Genomic DNA, 22,429 nt, shown 5'->3' on the forward strand with positions numbered 1-22,429 from the left:
GTCATAAGTTATTGCACTCTGGTATGCATTTGGCTGGRCACTATAACTAAGTCTGTCACTGTATATCCAGCCCCACTGAGTAGCTTCAATATCTATCTCATTGGTATCGTTATGGCGGAAAAACATAGCAGCTACAATATTCGGATCGAGATTCAGTATTGGTGATGAAACCGTCCACTTGTATACACCATAGCTATAGTCAGTGGACGTTGTGTCAACTTCTGTTGAATACCAGGTATCTCCGACTTTCTGGATTGTAAGGTGTAGTTTCTGGTTTTCATCAATCCAAACATTATTGCTGGAACTGCTCCAGTAGTTACCACCAGGATTACCAGTTCCACTTCTTACCCACCACTCCTTACCACACCAATTTAAATAGGTGTCTGCAGCAGCGGTGTTTGCAATCAAAAGCAAGCCTAATGTACTTAACATTACTAGCTTTAGATATTTTTTGTTCATATTACTCATAATATGAATGGCATAACTTGATGAAAAATTAGCATGTTTTTCTTTTAATAGAAAAGTTCAAATATCTCAGAATTAATATAGAAGTTTACAAAATTTAAGCATTAATGATAATTAATTGGAGAATAAAGATTACTAAATCTTAAGACAGCATTTAAGAGGAAAAACACCCTCAATGACCAGACCCACTGTAATTTTTGGCGTAGTATAAATTAACTATTTATTTGTAAACATAACTATTTATATATATCTTATATCTAAAAGTCGTACTTCCTTTTCTATAAACTTCCTTTTCTATAATATAGAGCCGTAAAAGTATTTTTTGCTCTATTTAGTAATTCAGAATGTTCACTGATGGTAATTGTCCTTCTTTCTCGAACAGTAGATTTTTGCTTCAATTTGCAGTTTCCACAATCTTTTTTATTAAAATAGAAAGTGATCTTCATTGGTCATCGTTTAAGGAATTTTTTTGCCTGAAAGCTATTGATATTGCATTAGAAGCCGGCCTTAAATTTTGGCCTATTAAAATGAAATTGATACCTGGGTCCAGCTCATAATATACAAAATATTCGATAAATGTTAAGGGCATTAACGCAATTTGTCACGTTTCCTCACTTAAACAAAGATACATGAAAAAATACCTGCCTGAATACTGCGGCAACACTTTTAATACTATATATATTATAAGATAATCACTTTAAAAAACAGTGTTAATTTTTCAAAAAATATAAATATAAAAAACTGTAATAAGAGAAAATAGAATTGATCATAAAATGTTCCATCTTGTTAAATTAAACATAATATTTTTATTTATTAACTTCTATGTTCTTATTCACACATACTAACTAAAATTTATACTAATATTTCATTAAAAACAGAAAGTCAGATTAAATAAACTTTAGATTTTACAATTATACCTTAAACTCAAAAAATTAACAGGTTGTAACAGACTCTGACAACATATATGGAATATTTTTATTTATTATCATACACGTTTTATCGTTTCCACTTAAAGCAAAAGATCACTTGAAAAAGTAAAAGATCACTTTAATTCTGAAGATTTGTGAATGCAAAATTCAGGATATAAAGCTTGTATTACTGAGCTAAAATGTTTGCGTTTTAAAATAAATGCAAAAATAAAACATGGATTGAACAGGAAATAGTATCTTATGAACTCAATTTCATTTTCCAAACACAGACCTCATGTCCCTGAAATAAAATATATCCTATTGGTGTTCTTCAGTACGCGAATAATTTTGAGTATAATCGGGGTAATATCCCGTAAAATTTTATCAGTATACGGAGAGTCTCAATTCGCCTGTCAACCTAACTGGATAGGTCATGTCTGGCTGGATATATGGGGTGTTTGGGATACAGGCTGGTATATGAAGATTTCTCAGTCCGGTTACACTCCAGTTTCTCTGGGTCAGGTTATTTCACAGGAGACTAATATCGCATTTTTTCCCTTATATCCCTTACTTATGAGACTTTTAAGCCTGGTTACAGGAAATGAGTATCTTGCCGGCTTAATAATATCAAACTTTTGTTTAATAATTTCTTGCGTTTATCTTTACCGGCTTGTAAGGCTTGATTATGATGAAGACACCTCCATTAAATCAATAAAATATCTACTTCTTTTTCCGGTCTCTTTCATCCTTTCGGGAGTTTTCACCGAGTCCCTTTATCTTACTCTTACTTTGATGTGTTTCTATTATGCCAGAACAAGTAAATGGTACATAGTTGGAATCACAGGGTTCTTTTTATCCCTAACAAGGTCTACTGGTGTTCTTATCATTTTACCTTTACTTTACGAGGGCCTTATGCCCTTGATAAGAGATAAGGAAAACTTAAAAAACCTTAAAAACTCCATGCATAAGATACTGCCTCTGTTTTATCTCTCCCTAATTCCCCTGGGCACAATTTCTTTCATGATTTTTAACTATCACCTAACTGGAGATTTCATGGCTTTTGCACATGCTCAGGTAATGTGGCAAAGACATTTTGGAAATCCTCTGGAGACTCTACTTAACGGTTATCATGGGAATACTTGCACAGCCTTCGAGGCAGTTTTTGCCGTTATTACTATCTTTATAGTTATATTGTTTTACAGAAAGATCCGGTTTTCTTACTGGTTGTTTTGTATGTATTCTCTTTTCGTCCCACTTTGTACAGGAATTCAGTCCATGCCTCGTTTTATTCTTGTAATTTTTCCGATTTACATACTCTTTGCGGACATTACTAAAAACCACATTTCAGAAGACCTTGTTACGCTATCTTTTGCTCTTCTCCAGGGTTTTTTAATGGTTTTCTGGACTAATAGTTTCAATTTGGTGGTATAAAATGAGATTTTTTATAAATTTCATACAAGTACATGATTATTATTTTGCTTATTATATTTAAGTCACAAGTTGGAGTTAAAATGTATTCTAATTATGAACTAACAGTAATTATTCCCACCTTTAATGAAGAGGTCAATATTGCCAGGATGATCGAAGCTGTGAATTCAACCTTTTCATTAAATAAAATTCATGGTGAGATTCTTATTGTTGATGACGAATCTCGCGACAAAACTATTAAAATTGTCGAGGAGCTTATGCTGAAATACAATAATCTGAGAATTATTGTAAGGCACACAGACCATGGTCTTTCACAATCTGTAGTTGAGGGCTTCAGGCAGGCAAATTCGAACGCTTTTATGGTAATCGATGCCGATTTTTCTCATCCTCCGGAATTAATTCCTCTTTTTTATGAAGAAATAAAAAAAGGGACAGATATCGTCATAGGAAGTCGATATACTCGAGGAGGAGGCATTAAACAATGGCCTCTTAAACGTCGGATTTTATCTCTTGGAGCAACTGGCCTCGGAAGAATACTATTTCCTGAAATTACAGACCCTGTAAGCGGATTTTTTGCCCTAAAAAAGAAAGTGGTCTCTGGAGCTCAACTCCACCCAAGAGGGTATAAAATTCTGATGGAAGTACTTGGGAAAGGAAAATGGAATTCAGTTGTCGAGATCCCATTTACATTTACAGATCGGGAGAATGGAGAGAGTAAGCTCACTTTTTGCATCATAACTGACTATGTAAAACAAATTTCAAATATCGCTAAGTATTCTCTTGTTTTTCGTAATAACCATGTCTGGAATGAATGGGAAAAAATGGGAAAATTCTGTTTTGTCGGATTGTCCGGGGTACTGGTCAACGTAGGGTTTTTATATTTATTTACTGAATATATAGGCCTTTATTATATTATATCCAGTTTAGTAGCAATCGAAATATCTATCCTGAGTAATTTTTTCCTGAATGACTACTGGACATTTAAACTGAAGGATACGGCCAACAAATATACACAAAATAGATTTAAGAGATTCTTTTCTTTCCAGTGTATCTCAATTGTGGGGCTTATTATTAATATAGGAGTACTGTATTTCCTGACAGATTTCTTTGGTATCTATTATCTGGTTTCAAACCTCATAGGCATAGTAATTGTCTTTTTTTGGAACTATCTTATGAACAGACATGTTACATGGAAACTGAAAACTTACTAATAAAAGAAAAGAAGAATACATAGCATAGAAGTGCCGCTAAACACAGTACGAAAATTCAGTACGAAAATTCAGTACGAAAATTCAGTACGAAAATTCAGTACGAAGTATTGCCGAATCCCTCCTTTAATCATGGCTTTGTCAGCATTCTGTATTTCAGCGAAGATAACCATGGTTAAACTTTATTTCAAAGAAGTGCGATTTTTGCTTGGATTTCTCTTCAAAGCCACTATCAGATTTACATTTCGACCCTAAATTCCGCCTTTTTAGGCGCCTATATTCTTTTCTGTATTTCTGTGAGGTCAGAGGATTGCGATTTAAAAATTTTACCTTACATATGATGTGCCTAAGTCTAAGCACATGTATCGATGTCTAACGACATTTATGTGCCTAAAAATGCGGAACTAAGTTTGAAAGATATTACTGAAAAAAACTTTGACAAAAAAATCCATTTAATGTCGTAATCAATATTATGAAAAATAAATTCTGTTTAATTTTTAAGGGGGGTCGAAATCTAAAATATAGTACATATTTTACTTTTGGACATAACTTTATATCCAAAATACCAGATAGTTTATCATATTACGTGTTATCAATGAAATACGAAATCAGAGATTAAACATCTGATTTGATAGTTTAATGATATAGCTAAAAACTTTGTGTTTTATATAGAATGCATTAGTATTAAATTATGGAGTTCAAAGATCTCTGAAAAACCAATTGAATCCAAATGCTCAGAGACTTAATTAAGTTAGCTTTAAACGTTTAAGGTTTACTTAATCCTGTCTCTGGAGTCAAATCACGGGGTGAGAGGAAATGACAACAAGAGTACACCTATAAACGGTGTACTCTTGTTGCTTTCCTGCTGGAAAATATTGAGGCTACTATGGCTTCTTGAGAGAGTCGCTATAGTATTGTTCTACAATTACTGCTCCCTAAATAATTTATAACTATTTTGGGGAGTACACAAAAAGCTCTGTGATTGGAAACTGGTGAAGTTGTATGGAGAAGTAACTGAAGATGTGTACGGCGATCAGATAACCCTTTTTATGTAGAATAATCTTCAACGACTCAGTACCAAAATCTAGTGCATTGATTCCAAGTATGTCCAAAACGGTTTTTTTGAAAGCCGCGGAAAGTACTGAAGACACGGAAATAATTAGTAAAGGCGTGTTTCTTCCGTGTTTTCTGTGTTTTCCGTGTTTTCTATGTTTTTTGTGTTTTCTGTGTTTTCCGTGTTTGTGTTTTCCATGTTTTTGTGTTTTCCGTGTTTTTGTGTTTTCCGTGTTTTTGTGTTTTCCGTGTTTTTGTGTTTTCTGTGTTTAGCATGAAAATACTGTCATCTGCAAGCGCTTTCATTGGTTGTGCATGTTATTCAAAGAATATCATGTTTGTTTTCTGTGTTTTCTGTTTTTACCGTGTTTGTAATATCCAGACCGAATCACTCTGTGACCGGCTGCGTTTTCTGTGTTACAAAATTCCTGTGACTTTAAAATCAAATTGCGGGCGGCCACCCCACCCTAAACAGGCTGTCCTACAATTATTGGTAGTAATAAAAAGTGATATAAATAAAGCAAATAAGACCTTTAAATCAAAAAAGAAGGAATCCTTTTATTGCCAAAAGTAATTGTTGGGCAGCCTGTAAAGGACGGGGTATTCGTGACCCTCTGCGCTCCCGCAGTAATAAACAGTGATGATTTACTAATTTTAAAAAAGATCATGATGCTTAATGAGTATGACAACACAGTCCTATTCTTGACCCCACAAGCCTTTTTGTATACTCATCAGAAGGTGAGAGCATCACATCGTGGGAATTTCCCATCTCGACAATCTTTCCGGAATTCATAACGGCTATTCTGTCAGCAATCTTTAGTGTCAGGGAGAGATCGTGTGAAATATATATCATTGCAAACCCTCTCCTGTTCTGAAGGCCCTTTAAAAGACGCAATATATTTGCAGAGGTTGAAACATCCAGAGCCGAAGTTATTTCATCGGCAATAAGAAGTTTTGGCTCCATAACCATTGCTCTTGCTAGTGCAACCCTCTGCCTCTGCCCGCCGCTGAGTTCCCCGCAATATTTACTGAGGAAATTGTCAGTACTGGGAAGACGAACAAGTTCAAGGGTACTTTTAACCATTTTCAGTCTATCTCCATTGGATCCGATCTTATTGATATAAAGAGGCTCTTTGATTGCATCAAGCACAGTAAACCTGTTGCTGGTTGAACTGAATGGGTCCTGGAATACTATCTGAATACCGTTGAACCTGCTTCCATAGTTTCCCCCGACAACATTCCCATCCATAAACAATACCTCTCCGCACTCGGGCCTTATTACATTTGCAAGAATATGTGCGAGGGTCGACTTCCCCGAACCGGTCTGGCCGACAATTGCAAGAACCTCTCCTTCCCTCACTTCCAGATTAACGTTGTCAACTGCCTGAAGATCTTTTCCATCTGGTAGACGGTAGCTGAAACTCAGGTTTTTAGCCACCAGAAGGTCTGCTATGCCCCCTCTATGGCATGCAATTTCCCTCCCATCTCCTATCGGCGTCAGAACCGGAGAAACTTTACTGCAGATCTCGATTTTTTGTGTACATCTCGGGCTGAAAGGACAACCCTTAAACTCATCTCCTGTCGGAACATCCCCGGGAATTCCCCATAAATCTTTATAAACGAAAATATCCGGGGTAGAGTGGACAAGGCCCCTTGTATAAGGATGACGGGGAGATACGAGAATATCCCTTACAGGTCCTGTTTCAACAACTCTTCCTGAATACATAACAGCAATCCTGGACGCAACAGAAGATACAAAAGTGATATCATGAGAGATCATTAACATCGTATACCTGTTCTTCTTTTGAAGGTCGACCAGAAGGTCCCTGATTTCCTTTCGGGTAAATGCGTCAAGGGCAGAAGTAACTTCATCGAGAATCAGTAATTTCGGGTCGCATGAAAGAGCCATTGCCAGAAGAACCCTCTGTCTCATGCCACCGGATAGTTGATGCGGATATGAATCCATCCATTCAGGATCAAGACCAACTTTCCTGAACAGATCAGCACATTTACTCTGTGCTTTCTCAGGGCTGATATCAAGGTGCTTTATCATCGGTTCTCTTACCTGAACGCCCACTTTCATAACAGGGTTCAGCACCTCAAGACTGTTCTGAAAAACTATTGCAATATCCTTCCATCTGAATTTGTCCATTTCAGGTTCAGGCAAAGAGGAGATTAGCTCATCCCTGTAAAGAATTTCCCCTGAAATAGCTGTATTTTCCGGTAATAGCCCCATAATCCCGAGAGCAACAGTGGTCTTGCCACTTCCTGATTCTCCGACAATGCCCAGAATTTCTCCTTCTTCAATCTCAAAAGAAATGCCGTCAACAGCCTTAACAGTATCAATGTCAGTCAGATAGTGGCATTTAAAATCATTGATTTCGAGCAGACTCATGATCAGAACCCTTTTTTTATCTTTAATTTCGGATCCAGTATCCTTTCCATATCCCTGCTTATGAACGCAAGACAGAGCAGGAGGAAAATGAGCATAAACAACGGAGGCAATAACCACCATTTCCAGTAAGGTGTAAAATATATCGAACGGAAACTGGTTGCATGATTAAGCATCATTCCCCAGCTCTTGGAAGTAGGATCTCCGAGGCCCAGGAATGCAAGTCCTGCTTCGGCTATGATTGCGTGTGAGGATATGCCGATAACAAGCACAAAAAGGACAGGCAGAACTTCAGGAAATATATGCCTCCAGAGCAGGTAAAATGGTTTTGCGCCGTAGTTCCGAGCAGCAATAATATAGCTGTTCTTCTTTAGCGACAGTGTCTGGGAACGCGCAATACGTGCGGGTTTGGCCCAGCTGAAAAGAACAAGTATAAGAATCACGTTAAGAATACTTGGCCCAAGAAAAGCAGATATTACAATAAGAAGAGGAAAGCTTGGAAGAGCCATTGTTACATCAATTACTCTCATCAGGCCCTGATCAATGTACCCTCCACTATATCCTGCCAGTATTCCAATAGCTCCTCCCCCAAAACCTGCTATAAAGGCTACTGCAAGCCCTATTGTAAGGCTCATTCTTGCACCGTAACATATCTGTGACCAGATATCCATTCCGAGTTCATCGGTTCCAAGTATGTGTCCGGGACCGGGAGGTTCAAGTGAATCCCCTGTGATCTTCTGAGGAGGATAAATTGTAATCACAGGAGCAAAAACTGCCATTAAAATGATGCAGAGAATTCCAAAGATCCCAATTTTACCTTCAGTACTGAACCTGGAGAATGGCTTAACTATACTGCTGACAATTCTGTTTATACTGCTAACAATTCTGTTAATTCGGTCAATATTCAAAGCCTGAACAAACGAAAGTATTCCGGCATTTCCAGAGGCAGCAGTATCCTTTATCATATCACAACCCTCGGATCAAGTTTCCCGTATATTTTGTCAACCAGAAGGTTGCAGATAAGTATGGAAACTGCAATTACCAGGAGAATACCCTGAATAAGCGGATAATCCCGGCCGACTACAGCACTTCTGAGTGTCATCCCTATGCCTGGATAGGAAAAAACATTCTCAACTAGGACAACACCTCCCATCATTATGCCGATCGTAAAACCTGTTCTTGTCACTACCGGGAGCAGTGCATTTCGGAGTGCGTGCCGGATCCAAACTTTTTTTTCACCCAGACCTTTGGCTCGGGCAGTTCGGATGTAATCCTTTGTTGTCACTGTAATCAGTGTGTTTCTGGTGAGCAGGTACACGCCGGTCAGTTGTGAAAGTGAGAGAGTCAAAACAGGCAGAAAGGCATGGTACGATATATCCAGTATCTGCTCTGCCAGACCATTATAGTTTGCAAAGGGAGTAACAGCACCTGCAAGTGGAAAAAGCCTGAGATATACACCAAAAATCAGAAGAAGGATCAGGCCAAGCAGAAAGGAGGGAATTTCTGCAAAGGCAATCATACACGTCATCATAATTCTATCACTCCCCTTCTTCCGGTTCTTTGCCGAAAGTGTTCCGAGGATCACACCGGAGATTGTACTGATTACTGTAGCACTCACGACAATCAATATAGTCCAGGGAAGATGGAGCACTATTACGTCACTGACCGGCATTTTGTAATAAATACTCCTCCCAAGATTGCCAGTCATCAGGTTTTTCATATATGCTAAAAACTGTTCGGGCAACGGCCTGTCAAGTCCGTAATAGTTTATGTAATAAAGATGCTGCTCCTCTGTCATTACAATAATATCTTCCCCAACTTCATCTGCGGAAGTGGTTGAGAATGGGTCTCCAGGCATCATCCTTGGTAGAAAAAAATTAATGACAAGAATTACAAAAAGTGTTGATAACAACCTGAAAATAAACGAATTCCTGTCATTTACCATCCAATCATCTTACCCCTTTACTATCCAATCATCTGCCGTTAACTTCCCAGGTCATCATACCGGTATATACATCAGACTCAGAATGGTAGATTCCATCCACAGAGGCGTTTTTATAATAATCTCTTATTTTTTCTTTTGTCTCGTCATCAAAATCGCGTCCCCTTCCGATGAAATCTATTGCCTGGTCTGCAGTTTCTCGCCAGTCTGTTTTTTCATCCCATTTAGAATAGTTAACCCTGATCAGTGGCCTGTAGCCTGAGATATAAAGATACATGAATGGAAAAACTATACCGTTCATATTATTCGCAGAGTTTTCACCGAGTATTGAACTCCTTATATCACGATATGCCCTGTCCTCTTCTCTTCTCAAAAAATTACTATAATAACAGAGATTTTTTGAGCAAGCCATCATCTTGTCAAAACTTTCGATATCCTTTACTCCAGGGGTCATGGATGCAATTACCAGGTCAAATTCATTCCGGAATCCAAGCTCGTCTATGTCCGCGGTCCACCAGGAGCATTCAATGATATCTACCGGAAGAGACTCTTTTTTCACAGCATCTTTCAGTCTGTCGAGCATTCCGGATGAGATATCAAGTGCTGTCACCTCTGCTCCAATTTTTGAAAGAGGAAGAGTGAGGGTGCCGGGCCCGCACCCGATATCCAGGACTCTGGAACCTTCCGGAGTAAAGCCGGATTCTTCAAGTAATTCGAGAATCTCATCGGTCCTCTTTTTTCTGTTATCTTTTTCAATGTTATTGGCATAGTTTCCAGACCGTTTGTTCCAGAACTCTGCCATCCTGCCCTCATCCTGGATCATCCCATTACCTGTAGCTTTTTTCCAGCATTCGATCAGGTTATCCATGTTATCTTTTTGCTGCAATTCCATCCCTCTCTAAATACGAAAGAATACACTGTGTTCTCGCATGATGATCGTACCTGGTCATCCAGCCGTCATATTTTGAAATACGCCATACATCATACGATATAGTATAATAGAGCGGTATTGCGGGTACATCATTAGCAAGCACGGTCTGCATATTATATACTATTTCTTTTCGTTTACTATCGTTCAATTCCTGCAATTCCTGGGTGCCAAGATCATTCAGGGTATCGTTGTGGTAACCAAATATTGCTGCTCCAGATGATACACTTCCTGACTGTGAACCTGTATCACAGTACCTTGTACGGAGATAATCTGCGTCTGCCCCCCAGCCGCCAAAGCCGCTTATCGCAAGTTCAAAGTCTCCGCTCTTTAGATTGGCATCACGGGATTTGCTCTCAAGGGATTTTACCTGAACGTCAATTCCCACTTCACTTAATCTCTCTTTTATAAGTTCACCAATACGGACTTCGCCACTAGCAAGAGATAATACATATGACAGTTTTTCCCCATTGTTGTCACGTATTCCATCTCCATCTGTGTCAGTCCATCCGGCTTCTTCAAGCAATGCTCGAGCTTTATCCGGGTTGTAGTCATATTTCGGCTGGTCAGAGTTATACCAGATATGGTCTTCAGGGAGTATGCCCATTTTACCGGCTTTCCCTGCACCTCTTGCGATCTTTTCCACCAGTTCATCGCGATCAATGGCGTAAGCAAAGGCCTGCCTTATTCTACTGTCATTTAGCTCAGGACAGTTTTTCATATTGAAATAAAACTGGTAACCCCAGAAAGCCGGCTGCTGGACTATTCTTATATCAGAGTCTGATTTGAACCGGTCAAGAGTATCAGGCGATATACTTGTGAAATCTATTTGTCCCTGTTCAAAAGCTATTAATGAGTCGCTGACCGGAATAAACTCGACGGCTTTAACGACAGGCTCTGGTCCCCAGAAATTCTCATTTGCTACAAACCGATATGTTCCATGCTCTTTATTGTACTCATCAAGAAGAAACGGGCCAGTACCAATGACTGCTTCTGGATCAAGGAAGCTGGTAGGATCGGAGACATTTTCATATATATGCTCAGGTATGATTTTAAAACTCGTAAGCTTATATATGAATGTCGAAACAGGTTGAGCAAGTACGAATTTGACTGTACTGGAATTCACTACCTGAACATTATCTATAATACCGGACTCAATTCCACCTGCTATGGGTACATTATTCTGCTCATAATCGAAAGTAAATTTAACATCATTTGCTGTAAAAGGCACTCCATCGCTCCAGTTGACACCGTCACGGAGATAAATTGTATATTCTGTTCCATTTGAATTGACATCCCAGCTTTCAGCCAGCCAGGGAATTATACCTTTTTCATCCCTTTCGAACAGACTGTCAAAGATCATTCCAACTTTTGATGACCCCGGACCCCTCGGATATATCGTAAATGGCTGTGGATAGCCACAATCTCCTCCACTTAGATTAACAACATTCACATACTTTGATCCGTTGGAAGGGTTCTCAACCAATGCCCCGGTCTGATCAGAACTGTTTTCAGCCGATGTCCCTGCCTGAGCACTGTCCTTATTAGTACAGCCCGCTGTCATTAAAATCAGGGCTATCAGGAAAATAGAAAATAATAACTTTTTTTTCTCCATCAAAGAACACCTATTTTGTGAATTAACCTGCCTAATCACCTGCAATAGGAATAAAGATACTAATAACGCCTACGTGTTATTACTTAAAACTATAAGAGTATTACTAAATGTATTTGAAATAAAAAAACTTTATTAAATAAACTCCCAAAAAAATATATTAATTTGACAAGAATTTCCCAAAACAAAGTCAACCCGTTCAAAATATAGTTCTTGCCAAAAAAGAATTACTTTTCACTGAACTTTCATCCAGAATTATAATTCCATCTGCATAACCCAAAGAATACTCTCATTCATGGCTCTACAGAAATCTCGGAAAAAATGCAAAACGTAATCAAAATCATAGAGGTTTATAAATGTAAAAAAACGGACAAAATAGATTCAGAAGTAATTGCACAACTTGCATTGAATAAGATGGTTCAACCATCAAGAGTTTTTCCGAAAAGGCATAGAGAATTCAGGTCATACGTTAGGTTCAGACTAACTATTGTAAGGAAAAGAACCGATATTAAAAATGAAGCTCATGCTATCCTTTCTTCCGAAATGTTACATCTGGGTGATGTACTTACTGATATTTTTGGAAAAAATGGGAGAGCAATTCTAGCTGGAATCTCTTCAGGTAAGAATGTTGATCATATTATAGAATCACTTTCTTCAAATGTAAAGAAAAAAGGTATTCAGATAAGAGATATTCTGGACAGAGAAATCTCCCAGAGTGCTGCAATCAGACTTCAGATATGCCTGAACCTTATAAAACATTTAGATGATGAAATTGAAGTTATGGAAAGGGAAATTTTCAATTATGCTTATCAAAAGCATAAAAGGGAAATGGAAATTTTGATGTCAGTTCCAGGTATTGGAGAGCTTGGTGCGGCAACTCTTATTGCTGAAATAGGTGATTTCAGGGATTTTTTATCGGGAGATAAACTTGCTTCATGGCTTGGTCTGGTTCCAAATGTGTATCAATCTGCAGATAAATACTATAACGGCAGAATCACAAAGAGAGGATCGAAAACAGCAAGATGGATTCTGATACAGATTGCTCAGGCAGCAGCAAGAACGAAAAATAGCAAGTTAAAAGAGTTTTTTAACAGGAAAAAGAAGTCGATTGGACATTCTAAGGCAATCGTTGCTCTGGCAAGGAAAATTGCAACAATAATATGGCATCTTATCACAAAGGATGAGATGTACGAAGATGAAAAAGGATATAAAAAGGGAGAAATTCAAAAGAGAAAGATTGTTGAGACTGAGATATTCTCGGTTGATGAACGGATTAAAATAATTAGTGGAATATTCGCAATTATGGGAAAAGAGGGACGAGAGAGTACATGAGGAAGATATCTTCATGTACTTTCATGCTAAATAAATTAAATAAATGTTTTAAGTGTTTTATTTCAATAATTTCAGAGCTTCTCGGCAAGCAGCAACAGCGGGAGCTCCTGAGGTGATAAAGATAACTTCCATGGCTTCCATGATTTCTTCTTTAGTGACTCCATGATTAAGAGCACTTTTCATCTGCGCCACTGTACAGGCCTCACACTGCTTAGATGCCACAACTGCAAGAGCCATAAGGATTTTTGTTTTTGCAGGCAGAGCCCCGTCAGATAATAATTTTCCATCACAACGTCTGTACTTTGTAAGAAACTCAGGATCAAGTTCTTCAAGTGTTTCTAAGATCTGGGGCTTAAATCCCATTTTCTTTTCTATACTCTCTACTGTTTTATGGTCTGCCAAATTATGTCACCTACCTATAGAATAATATGTAGAAATATCAGACATTTCTTTTTATATTAAGACTTGACTGGTAAATAAAGAACTGCACAACTATAAATTTATAGATGAATCTTTGATTAAGCCCGTTCTGACCGATTTTCAACCCTTCTAGATTAGTACTTAGGGGCAAAGAAATTAGGGGCAAAGAAATAATGCCAATAAATTAAATTGGAACTAATCCTTCGGTCTGATGGACAAACTGTAAAAATTTCGAAACCAGCTTTTTAGACGCAGCCGATGTCCCCAATAGTGGCTTCAATGCATTCACGACACATCATTCTGGGAAGATCTTTTTTTAGTGTCAAATGGGGAAGTGGATATCCTCCTTTCATAGGTAACTCTACTTCTTTGATATGATCCATGCAGAGACCTTTTCCACAGACAATGCAAACTCCTACTGCCTCACTTACTTTATTTTCTTCAGAGCAATCATAACATTTCAGCATTTTTTATCACCTCAACAAACTCCATTATCAACAAACTTCATTAAATAGACAGTTTTCCTTCAGGGCATCATGGCAAGAGTAGCACATAATTCTTTTAATGTGCTCAATGTCAGGCTTCAGTTCAATTGGATAACTTCCTTCCCAGACAGGAGTTTCCTCGCGGATAAGATGCTCTTTGCAAACCCCTCTACCACACGCAATACAAATCCCAACGGCGTCCGTGTCTTTACCTTCTTTAGCGCATTCATAGCATTTCATAAGCTTTCCTCCAGGTAAGAAAAAAATTGTTTATTTATCTGAAAATTTGGTTAAGGAATGATAAAAATATAACTTCAAATTTTCAGCTTGGGAATTGATCTGCAGTTACATTTCCCTAAATAATCATTTTTGGCAACAAAAACCTTTGATATTATATTTGAATCATTCCTAAATGCATGAAAGTATAATTTATTAATTAAGTTATACGGATGATTTTATTCCTCAACAAGAGTCATTTCCTGTCCACAACAAACAAGAGTTCCTCCACCTACTTCTTCTACTACAACTTCGTTACCGCATATCTCACAAAGATATCTTTCCCCTTTAGCAGATACACCCATAAACCTTTCACTCCTGTTCCTTTAAGTTATTATCTCAAAGCAATTTAATTAAACTTTCCTGTTGCTAGACTTATTCCGTTTTTAGAGAACAATCCAAAAATTCAAAGCCAATTCTCTGAAAACTTTAATAACAAAAAATTAAGTTTGCTATGGGTGAGATCTTAAAAGACATATGTCTTTATGTACCGTAAAAAGGTTATCAAAGAACAAGGCACTATTATCTTTTCATGTTTTTCATAAATATGGAACGTGCTTGTTTTCTGATTTTATTAAGGACTCACCCACTAGCGAGAGCCTGCTTACTTGCAGGTGTCAAGAAGCCCTTTCTTTTTACCTCCCCTTTGTTCAGAGGGGCGTATCGGCTCAACTTTTGCTTCTTCTTCCTTTGTTTCTGCCTTCTTTTCTTTTTCATGATGGGTCATAGATTCAACTCCTAAATTAGTTATACTTTTAACAATTTTTATAGATTATTATAGTTTGATCAAATTTATCAACTTTCAAATGATTTCCAATTTTTATGATTCTCAATTTTCATGTTATGTTCAGATTGCTCCTGCCAACTTTTTTAAATACATTGACAGTTTTTTCCCATCCCTCCTTATGACCAATAAGACATCAACTGAATCAAATTTGAGAATATATACACAATTTAGATATTTCATTATCCTGGGATCACAAAATTTGAGATTGATTCTGCTAGTAATTAACTGAAATCAATCAAATTCTTTTATGTTACAATAAATAATTCTCCCAGTAGTTACTCAATTATCCTCTTAATTATTTTAAATTATTTATATGAAAAATTGTTTCTTAACAAAAGACAGTTTAGCATAAAATATTTTAAAGCCGGAAAATAATTTTATATTAATAAAGTATGCTGATTATCTGTATAATATCATTTTTTCCTTGTGCACAGACATTACAACAAAACCTACGCATTGAGATTTTTTAAAATAAATTTTATGTCAAGTGGGTAAATCAAAGTTGCGCTGGCGCATTCCGCAACAAGTTATTGGGATATTCGACTGAAATAAAAAGAGGAACAGGAGAGGAAATACTTCCGATCATAGAACTAACAGAGTCTTATATCTTACAGATTGTTTTAACTAAAAATAATCAAAAAACATACATGATATTCTTCGAATAACATGCCCCAAAAATGAAAGTACTTGAGAGCACTTTCATGCCAAACGTACATGATACTCTTCGAATAACATGCACAACCAATGAAAATGCTTGCTTGATGGCAGCATTTTCATGCCAAATATAAAGAAATGAGTAAAGAAGAACAGACCTTTTCGATGAAAATGCCTCCAAAAATTAGAGAGTTTTTTGGAAGGGAATATTTTTGCGCTGAAATTTTTTTGATGGCTAACCAGTAGCTACTTTTACGACTCTATCTCCTTCTGAAGTTACATGAATTTTCTCACTAACAAGTAAAATAAAACAATAAAGCAAAGGATAAGGAATAAGTGCATCAATGCTCCAAGCATCACTTCAGAACTTACGTCGTGGTCTTTAAAATAAGGAATATTTTGTTTCAAAGTGGAGAGGAGATTGCCAATCGAGTCTGTCATGGTTGTAAAATAATTTTTCCTATATATAGAATTATAGTTTTGAGTTTCTTGTAACTTTTCTGATAATACCCGATTCTGCGCCGTTTCATTGAGAAAATGATCAGGGTTCAAGTCTGATTTTTTGAGATCCTGAATTTTACAGTTCAATATAGAAAATTTAAAAAGCTACAATACAATAAATATTGATAGTATATTTGTCGGGCATCTTCCAGGCAAATAAAAAGTTAACAAAGGGAAAGAGATGGCCAGTTATAAACATCCGTGTAACTACTGCGGTAAATTAATCGCTCGTGATTCTAATTTCTGTCCTTTCTGTACGCATGAGAACCCTCTTGGGCCTATGAGATGCCCTGTATGCAGGTACCCTCTTGAGGACGGGGCAAAAGTCTGCGGACACTGCGGCGTTTTGCTGTGGATCACATGTCAAAGTTGCGGAAAAGAAACATTTCTCGGGGATAAATGCAGCAATTGCAGTGTTCCTCTTTTAATTGTCTGCCCTAATCCTAAATGCAGGACTGAACAGTCCCCTGCAAGCAAGAATTGTATCAAATGCGGTAAACCGTTGAGGTAATAATATGGGATTCAAGACATCACAACTCCAACCTTTTACAAGGAACTATGAAGACAACAGTTCAGAAGCAGGTTTCCAGTTTACTTTCTACTGTGACATCTGTGAAGACGGCTACAAAACAAGATTCATCGAATCCAAAACATATAAGAAGACAGGCCTGTTTGGCATGGTTGGAAGAGCCCTTTCTGCAGGCTCCGACCTTGTAGGCCAGTACGGTGTTGGAAATGCACTGGAAAGAGGCGTGGATATACTCAACGACCGAAAGCAGGGAATGTCTCCTGAATGGCGCAAGGAGTGGGAAGATGCCTTTGAAATAGCCCAGAATGAGGCAAAAGAACATTTCTTCAGGTGCCCAAGATGCAAGCACTATGTCTGTGAAGCCGACTGGAATGAACAGGATAATCTCTGTGTAGAATGTGCACCAAGGGAAAATGTTGAGCTGACTGCAATTAGAGCAGAACGCATGGTAGATGAAATGAGGGACAAAGCTGAAAATGCAAATGTATTTAAAGGAAATATAGAGAGAAGGCAAACTTTATGTCTGGAATGCGGCAAACCCTCAGGTGAAGGAAAATTCTGTAATAACTGCGGAGCATCCCTTACCCTTACAAAATGTCCAAACTGTGGCAACAAGGTCTCCATTGGTACCAGGTTCTGCGGAGAATGTGGTACAAAGTTAAATTAATCTCTCTGAGTGAACTACTCCTCCCTGAATCCTTCGCCTGACAGCTCAGGTTCGAGGTAGGAGCTTTTGGTTCATTATTTTTTCTATTGAAGGATAAGACACACAAGTCCTTCTTTGCGTTCCGCGGGTGTCGGATAACTAAATAATTAGTGGAATATTCGTAAATTTATTTGATTTTTAAAAATTACCTCTCATGCCCTTCTTGCAGCATGGACAAACATACGTTAACCTTCCAATCCCTGACCGGAGGTTGCCCAGCCAAAAACTATATAATTAGGCAATACCTAACTAACTATCCAGATCCAGCATGACAGAGAAAAAAGAGCATTTGTTATTAGTCTTTGAAAATCTGATCAAAATCAAAAGCGAATGCTCCTGTGAGATCCTCTCTCAATGCGGGTTATCGGATATCACTATAAAACAGATTGGGTATCTGAAGATTATCGATGAACATGGGGACGTGACTTTTAGCAGGCTTGCTAAGATCACCCGAAACTCAAAGCCAACCATCACAGAGATGGTAAACAAATTCGTAAAAATGGACTGCGTGTACAAAGAAAAGTCCTCGGAAGACGGGAGAATATTCTACATTCGCCTGACTGAAAAAGGACGGAGAATAGCTCGTGCCGAAGAAAACGCATTGTTGAAGGTCATTGAAAAAATGGCAGGATCTCTGGACGAGAAAGAAATTGACACGCTTATCGACCTCCTTGAAAAGGTGTGGTGATTTTTTTTGTCCAGCGAAAAAGTTAGGTTAATTCAAACTAAATAATTGGACTGACCTGGTAGACAGAAGAACAAATTCAAAAAAATGAGACGATTGACAATGTATCCAGAACAACCCGATGAAAACAGAGAAAGCATCGTAATGCCGCTCTTTGAGGTAGTTGTCTACCCGAAAAGCCGGGCCAAATTCCTTGCTGACAAAGTCACAGGAGAAACCCTCCTGAATGACATGAAAAACGCTGAATCTGTATATGCCATCGGGCTGACAGTACAAAGCGGCACAAAACCTTCCGACCTAACAGAGGATAAACTGTACAGAACTGGAAATCTCCTTTATATTAAATATGTCCAGCCTGCCGATAACGGATATCTCGTTGTTGCAAGGGCTCTCGAAAGGGTAGAGGCTATTTCTCTGTATAGGAAAAATGGGCTGTTCTACACAACTTACAGGCCTGTCCATGATCTACCGGATTTCGATGAGGATGCTGAGACCGAGGTAATGGCAAATATAAAAAAGACAATTCACGAGATCAGCAACAGGTTCCAGGGCTCCGAGAAGTTTACCCGGTCAATAGACAAGATGGACTCCATTGACCAGATAATAGGCTTTGTCATGCCGTATATACCCGTAAAACTTGCCGAAAAGCAGGACCTCCTGGAGCTTGCCTCGGTTCGTGAGAGGCATCTTGTGTTCCTTCATATCCTTACAAAGCATAAAGAAAATATCAATCTCCAGATCGAAATGGCAAGAAAAGTCACTGACAAAATAAGCAAGTCAAATCGAGAGGCAATGCTCCGCGAGCAACTGAAAGTGATTCAGGAAGAGCTCAATGAAGGGGATGACTCGCTTTCAGGCGATGCTGCATACAGGGAGAAAATTGAAAACTCAACCATGCCTGATGATGTAAAAAAGAAGGCATTTTCCGAATTAAAGAAACTCGAAACCGGAGGCAGTCACAATCCTGAAGCCCCTGTTATAAGGAATTATCTTGACCTCCTGATCGACCTTCCCTGGGTAACCGAGGAGAAAAAGAGCATCGATATTGCCGAAGCCCGTCGGGTGCTTGAGAGCAACCACAACGGACTGGAGAAGGTCAAAGAGAGAATAATCCAGCACCTGGCAGTCATGAAATTAAAACACGAGAAGCAGGGCTCAATTCTGCTCCTGATAGGGCCTCCCGGAACCGGAAAAACAAGCCTTGGGAAAAGCATTGCTGATGCGCTGGGCAGAAAATATATCAGGGCCAGCCTCGGAGGCGTCAAGGACGAAGCCGAAATCCGGGGACACAGGCGGACATATATCGGTGCCCTGCCCGGAAGAATTATTCAGGGCATGAGAAAAGCAGGCACTAAAAACCCTGTATTTATTCTTGATGAGGTCGATAAGCTTTCAGCTTCGTATTCCGGAGACCCGGCAAGTGCTCTCCTGGAAGTCCTTGACCCTGAACAGAACAGCACGTTCTCAGACCACTATCTGGAAATCCCATATGACCTGTCCGATGTCCTGTTCATAGCAACAGCCAACTCTCTGGCAAGTATCCCCTGGCCGCTTCTTGACAGAATGGAGACCATTGAGATCTCAGGTTACACAAAGAATGAGAAACTTGCAATTGCAAAAGACCACCTGGTGCCTGGCATACTGGAAGACCACGGCCTTGATGCGGAGAAACTTAAAATTGAAGATGAAGCCCTGCAAGTAATCATCGAGAAGTATACCCGCGAAGCTGGTGTCCGTGGGCTTAAAAAGCAGCTTGCTAAGATTGCAAGGTTTGTGTCCGAAAAGATCGTATCAGGCAAGGCCGACCTTCCTTACGTGGTCAGGGCTGATATGCTCAAAGAAATTCTCGGAAAAGAAATAATCCGGCAGGAAGAAGCCAGAAAAGAGAATGTCCCAGGCGTTGTCACAGGGCTTGCATGGACGCCAGTGGGAGGAGATATCCTCTTCATAGAAGGCACGTTTATGCCAGGCAGTGGAAAACTCACGCTTACAGGCCAGCTTGGAGATGTGATGAAGGAATCTGCAAAGATATCTTTGAGTCTTGTCAGGTCAAGGCTTGCAAACACTGCAAACAGCTTTGACTTTACTTCAAGCGATATCCACATCCATGTGCCCTCAGGTGCAACCCCGAAAGACGGCCCTTCAGCAGGCGTAACCCTCTTTACCGCCCTCACATCCCTCATAACCGGCAAAGCGGTTGACCCCAAGCTTGCCATGACAGGGGAAATAACGTTGAGCGGTGCAGTACTGCCTGTTGGAGGCATAAAAGAGAAAGTTCTGGCAGCTCACAGGGCAGGCATAAAGAAGATAATCCTGCCAAAAGAGAACGAGAGGGACCTTGAGGATGTACCTGAAGATGCCAGAAACGAACTTCAGTTCGTGCCTGTAGAGACCATCGAAGAGGTCTTGAGAGAAGCTCTGGATATTGATCTGCCCAGGCCGGTAGTACCCTCATATTCAGGAAACAGCTTTGCAATTACGCATAGTGTATAAACGTTAAGAAATGCAGGATTGGGCTTACGGTTTTCAGACCATAATACCCATCCAATTTTTCTTCCTGATTTCCTCCTGATTTTTCTTCTTGATTTTTCTTTTTGATTTCCTCCTGATTTTTCTTCCTGATTTCCTCCTGATTTTTCTTCCTGATTTTTCTTTTTGATTTCCTCCTGATTTTTCTTCCTGATTTTTCTTTTTGATTTCCTCCTGATTTTTCTTCCTGATTTTTCTTTTTGATTTCCTCCTGATTTTTCTTCCTGATTTTTCTTTTTGATTTCCTCCTGATTTTTCTTCCTACTTTCCTCCTGATTTTTCTTTCTGATTTCCTCCTAACTTTCCTTCCTGATTTCCTCTAATTTTCCTTCCTGATTTCCTCCTGATTTTTCTCCCAATTTTTACCCAGAAAACTTTGAAAAAACGTCTTTCCTCTTCATAGAAAAACATGCAAAATGGTATTGAGAATGGAATAAAAGACGGCTCTTTTAAAGTTCTGGATTGTCATTAGAGTCTGATTTACAAAACCGGAACTCCATCAAAGCCAAAAAATCAAAAATCACCATGTTTGAAGTTAAAAACATAAAGATTATGGAATTATATCTTAGTTTACTTTTTAGGGCATGTCAAAAAGTATTATACTTATTATAACTTTTATAGTTAGAAGCGTGCACAAATTAACTGATATTTAATATTATAAACTATTGTAACTGATACAACATGCCACCATTGACTTTTTGGATAGGCTCTACGTAACAATTTAGCCTACTCAAATAAGTTTATTGATATTCGTTTTGACTTCACATATAAGTATGATAATTAATGGAAAATGTAAAAAAGCAATCAATACAAAATTAAAGAAAATCAACTTACAGAAGTTAGTTCATTGAATATCAATAAATATGGCTGTTTGTTGTTTTACTCAGACATTTGCTTTCAGTTACTGCGGAAATCCTATAGAAAATAAAACATTAATCATGTAGTAGCAGACGATCAAAATGAAGCAATTAGTTATATTATCGATTCTGATTATAGCTGTGCTTTTTACAGCTGGTTGTACTGAGCCAAAACCTACCCAAGAGTCTCATTATAATGGTTCCATTGTCAATACGACCGAACTTGAGCAGATAAATACATCACTTGAGAAAGGCCCGGTCTTTTTGAAAATCGGCGCCGAATGGTGTGGGCCATGCCAGAAAATGGAGCCTATCCTTCAGGAACTGGCAAATAAATATGAAGGAAAAGCAACGATCATGTCTGTAGATCTAGAACAAAGCCCTGAATTTATTGAGTATTTCGGAATAAGCTCTATTCCTGACTCATCTGTGATCATAGGTATTGAAAACGGAGAATACGTATATATGCAAGAGGATGGAAACGTCAGCAAGGACAGGTTCACGGCCAGAATTCTTGGACTCAGGGATCAGCAAGAATTCGAAAAAGTTCTGGATCTAGCGCTGCAGAAAGAAAATATCAAATCCAAATAAAATCCCCAAATAAAATCTCCAAATAAAATCTCCAAATAAAATCCCCAAATAAAATCCCCAAATAAAATCCCCAAATAAAATCCACTTTTTGCAGTAAAATTTCAAATTCATAATTTTTTGTGCTATCTATTTTTCTGCAAA

The 22,429-nt window shown here is 38.5% G+C and carries 19 protein-coding genes and 1 pseudogene; 8 read left to right on the forward strand and 12 right to left on the reverse strand.

Annotation, left to right across the window (positions count from 1 at the left end; genetic code table 11):
- Window positions 1-432 (reverse strand): hypothetical protein (locus FXW07_RS08345; RefSeq protein ID WP_229395042.1); only part of this gene is annotated, 432 nt, incomplete at its 3' end.
- Between the two features lie 1,289 nt (window positions 433-1,721).
- Between FXW07_RS08345 and FXW07_RS08350 the strand changes: the two genes are divergently transcribed.
- Together FXW07_RS08350 and FXW07_RS08355 are read left to right on the forward strand one after the other, a co-directional pair.
- The gene (locus FXW07_RS08350; RefSeq protein WP_229395043.1) at window positions 1,722-2,804 is read left to right on the forward strand and encodes a glycosyltransferase family 39 protein; all 1,083 of its coding nucleotides are present in this window, start codon (window positions 1,722-1,724) and stop codon (window positions 2,802-2,804) included.
- Between the two features lie 80 nt (window positions 2,805-2,884).
- On the forward strand, window positions 2,885-4,012 hold the full coding sequence (locus FXW07_RS08355) for a glycosyltransferase family 2 protein (RefSeq protein WP_229395044.1): 1,128 nt from the start codon (window positions 2,885-2,887) through the stop codon (window positions 4,010-4,012).
- A gap of 1,723 nt (window positions 4,013-5,735) precedes the next feature.
- Here the strand turns inward: FXW07_RS08355 and FXW07_RS08360 are convergent.
- From FXW07_RS08360 to FXW07_RS08380, 5 genes are read right to left on the reverse strand one after another with little or no spacing between them, the layout of a single operon-like run.
- A complete protein-coding gene (locus FXW07_RS08360) occupies window positions 5,736-7,457 on the reverse strand; it encodes an ABC transporter ATP-binding protein (protein WP_229395045.1) in 1,722 nt (573 codons plus the stop codon).
- Between the two features lie 2 nt (window positions 7,458-7,459).
- Window positions 7,460-8,419 carry an ABC transporter permease gene (locus FXW07_RS08365; protein ID WP_229395046.1) on the reverse strand — a complete coding sequence of 320 codons (960 nt, stop codon included), beginning with the start codon at window positions 8,417-8,419 and terminating at the stop codon, window positions 7,460-7,462.
- Window positions 8,416-9,399: an ABC transporter permease gene (locus FXW07_RS08370; RefSeq protein WP_229395047.1), complete on the reverse strand. Its 984-nt coding sequence runs from the start codon at window positions 9,397-9,399 to the stop codon at window positions 8,416-8,418. The genes FXW07_RS08365 and FXW07_RS08370 overlap by 4 nt, the downstream gene beginning before the upstream one ends.
- A 28-nt stretch (window positions 9,400-9,427) precedes the next feature.
- Window positions 9,428-10,288, reverse strand: a complete 861-nt coding sequence (locus FXW07_RS08375) for a class I SAM-dependent methyltransferase (RefSeq protein WP_229395048.1) — start codon at window positions 10,286-10,288, stop codon at window positions 9,428-9,430.
- Window positions 10,266-11,939, reverse strand: a complete 1,674-nt coding sequence (locus FXW07_RS08380; RefSeq protein WP_229395049.1) for an ABC transporter substrate-binding protein — start codon at window positions 11,937-11,939, stop codon at window positions 10,266-10,268. Before FXW07_RS08380 ends, FXW07_RS08375 begins: the two co-directional genes overlap by 23 nt.
- Before the next feature lie 357 nt (window positions 11,940-12,296).
- Here FXW07_RS08380 and FXW07_RS08385 point away from each other — a divergent pair.
- Window positions 12,297-13,268, forward strand: a pseudogene (locus FXW07_RS08385) (IS110 family transposase); the annotation flags it as partial.
- 57 nt (window positions 13,269-13,325) lie between these two features.
- On the opposite strand, the gene FXW07_RS08390 reads toward FXW07_RS08385, so the two are convergent.
- The 5 genes from FXW07_RS08390 to FXW07_RS19280 all read right to left on the reverse strand — a co-directional run bounded on the left by FXW07_RS08390 (window position 13,326) and on the right by FXW07_RS19280 (window position 15,176).
- A complete protein-coding gene (locus FXW07_RS08390) occupies window positions 13,326-13,670 on the reverse strand; it encodes a carboxymuconolactone decarboxylase family protein (RefSeq protein ID WP_048120117.1) in 345 nt (114 codons plus the stop codon).
- Between the two features lie 263 nt (window positions 13,671-13,933).
- On the reverse strand, window positions 13,934-14,155 hold the full coding sequence (locus FXW07_RS08395; RefSeq protein WP_229395050.1) for a DUF2180 family protein: 222 nt from the start codon (window positions 14,153-14,155) through the stop codon (window positions 13,934-13,936).
- A 27-nt stretch (window positions 14,156-14,182) separates the two neighbouring features.
- Window positions 14,183-14,413 (reverse strand): DUF2180 family protein, encoded by a 231-nt coding sequence (locus FXW07_RS08400; protein ID WP_229395051.1) that lies wholly within the window; start codon window positions 14,411-14,413, stop codon window positions 14,183-14,185.
- Window positions 14,414-14,628: 215 nt separating this feature from the next.
- Window positions 14,629-14,754 carry a desulfoferrodoxin FeS4 iron-binding domain-containing protein gene (locus FXW07_RS08405; RefSeq protein ID WP_048120120.1) on the reverse strand — a complete coding sequence of 42 codons (126 nt, stop codon included), beginning with the start codon at window positions 14,752-14,754 and terminating at the stop codon, window positions 14,629-14,631.
- 299 nt (window positions 14,755-15,053) lie between these two features.
- Window positions 15,054-15,176: a hypothetical protein gene (locus FXW07_RS19280; protein ID WP_255678980.1), complete on the reverse strand. Its 123-nt coding sequence runs from the start codon at window positions 15,174-15,176 to the stop codon at window positions 15,054-15,056.
- A 1,396-nt stretch (window positions 15,177-16,572) separates the two neighbouring features.
- On the opposite strand from FXW07_RS19280, the gene FXW07_RS08410 reads away from it, so the two are divergent.
- The 4 genes from FXW07_RS08410 (at window position 16,573) to lon (ending at window position 20,804) form a co-directional block, all read left to right on the forward strand.
- Complete coding sequence (locus FXW07_RS08410) at window positions 16,573-16,902, forward strand: zinc ribbon domain-containing protein (protein ID WP_229395052.1); 330 nt, start codon at window positions 16,573-16,575, stop codon at window positions 16,900-16,902.
- Between the two features lie 4 nt (window positions 16,903-16,906).
- Window positions 16,907-17,587 (forward strand): zinc ribbon domain-containing protein, encoded by a 681-nt coding sequence (locus tag FXW07_RS08415; RefSeq protein ID WP_229395053.1) that lies wholly within the window; start codon window positions 16,907-16,909, stop codon window positions 17,585-17,587.
- A gap of 307 nt (window positions 17,588-17,894) precedes the next feature.
- Complete coding sequence (locus FXW07_RS08420) at window positions 17,895-18,314, forward strand: MarR family winged helix-turn-helix transcriptional regulator (protein ID WP_048120128.1); 420 nt, start codon at window positions 17,895-17,897, stop codon at window positions 18,312-18,314.
- A gap of 99 nt (window positions 18,315-18,413) precedes the next feature.
- Window positions 18,414-20,804, forward strand: a complete 2,391-nt coding sequence (gene lon, locus FXW07_RS08425) for an endopeptidase La (RefSeq protein ID WP_229395145.1) — start codon at window positions 18,414-18,416, stop codon at window positions 20,802-20,804.
- Window positions 20,805-21,101: 297 nt separating this feature from the next.
- Here lon and FXW07_RS08430 read toward each other — a convergent pair whose 3' ends face one another.
- Complete coding sequence (locus FXW07_RS08430) at window positions 21,102-21,251, reverse strand: hypothetical protein (RefSeq protein ID WP_229395054.1); 150 nt, start codon at window positions 21,249-21,251, stop codon at window positions 21,102-21,104.
- A 548-nt stretch (window positions 21,252-21,799) separates the two neighbouring features.
- On the opposite strand from FXW07_RS08430, the gene FXW07_RS08435 reads away from it, so the two are divergent.
- Window positions 21,800-22,288, forward strand: a complete 489-nt coding sequence (locus FXW07_RS08435; RefSeq protein ID WP_229395055.1) for a thioredoxin family protein — start codon at window positions 21,800-21,802, stop codon at window positions 22,286-22,288.
- Window positions 22,289-22,429: the final 141 nt, after the last annotated feature.

It is taken from the genome of Methanosarcina sp. DH1 (assembly GCF_020804205.1).
Classification (GTDB): Archaea; Halobacteriota; Methanosarcinia; order Methanosarcinales; family Methanosarcinaceae; genus Methanosarcina; species Methanosarcina vacuolata.

Coding starts and splice junctions, on each gene's coding strand:
- FXW07_RS08355 (WP_229395044.1), top strand. CDS start 2,885: ATGTATTCTAATTATGAACTAACAGTAATTATTCCCACCTTTAATGAA.
- FXW07_RS08360 (WP_229395045.1), bottom strand. CDS start 7,457: ATGAGTCTGCTCGAAATCAATGATTTTAAATGCCACTATCTGACTGAC.
- FXW07_RS08365 (WP_229395046.1), bottom strand. CDS start 8,419: ATGATAAAGGATACTGCTGCCTCTGGAAATGCCGGAATACTTTCGTTT.
- FXW07_RS08370 (WP_229395047.1), bottom strand. CDS start 9,399: ATGGTAAATGACAGGAATTCGTTTATTTTCAGGTTGTTATCAACACTT.
- FXW07_RS08375 (WP_229395048.1), bottom strand. CDS start 10,288: ATGGAATTGCAGCAAAAAGATAACATGGATAACCTGATCGAATGCTGG.
- FXW07_RS08380 (WP_229395049.1), bottom strand. CDS start 11,939: ATGGAGAAAAAAAAGTTATTATTTTCTATTTTCCTGATAGCCCTGATT.
- FXW07_RS08395 (WP_229395050.1), bottom strand. CDS start 14,155: ATGCTGAAATGTTATGATTGCTCTGAAGAAAATAAAGTAAGTGAGGCA.
- FXW07_RS08400 (WP_229395051.1), bottom strand. CDS start 14,413: ATGAAATGCTATGAATGCGCTAAAGAAGGTAAAGACACGGACGCCGTT.
- FXW07_RS08405 (WP_048120120.1), bottom strand. CDS start 14,754: ATGGGTGTATCTGCTAAAGGGGAAAGATATCTTTGTGAGATATGCGGT.
- FXW07_RS19280 (WP_255678980.1), bottom strand. CDS start 15,176: ATGACCCATCATGAAAAAGAAAAGAAGGCAGAAACAAAGGAAGAAGAA.
- FXW07_RS08410 (WP_229395052.1), top strand. CDS start 16,573: ATGGCCAGTTATAAACATCCGTGTAACTACTGCGGTAAATTAATCGCT.
- FXW07_RS08415 (WP_229395053.1), top strand. CDS start 16,907: ATGGGATTCAAGACATCACAACTCCAACCTTTTACAAGGAACTATGAA.
- FXW07_RS08420 (WP_048120128.1), top strand. CDS start 17,895: ATGACAGAGAAAAAAGAGCATTTGTTATTAGTCTTTGAAAATCTGATC.
- lon (WP_229395145.1), top strand. CDS start 18,414: ATGTATCCAGAACAACCCGATGAAAACAGAGAAAGCATCGTAATGCCG.
- FXW07_RS08430 (WP_229395054.1), bottom strand. CDS start 21,251: ATGTTTTTCTATGAAGAGGAAAGACGTTTTTTCAAAGTTTTCTGGGTA.
- FXW07_RS08435 (WP_229395055.1), top strand. CDS start 21,800: ATGAAGCAATTAGTTATATTATCGATTCTGATTATAGCTGTGCTTTTT.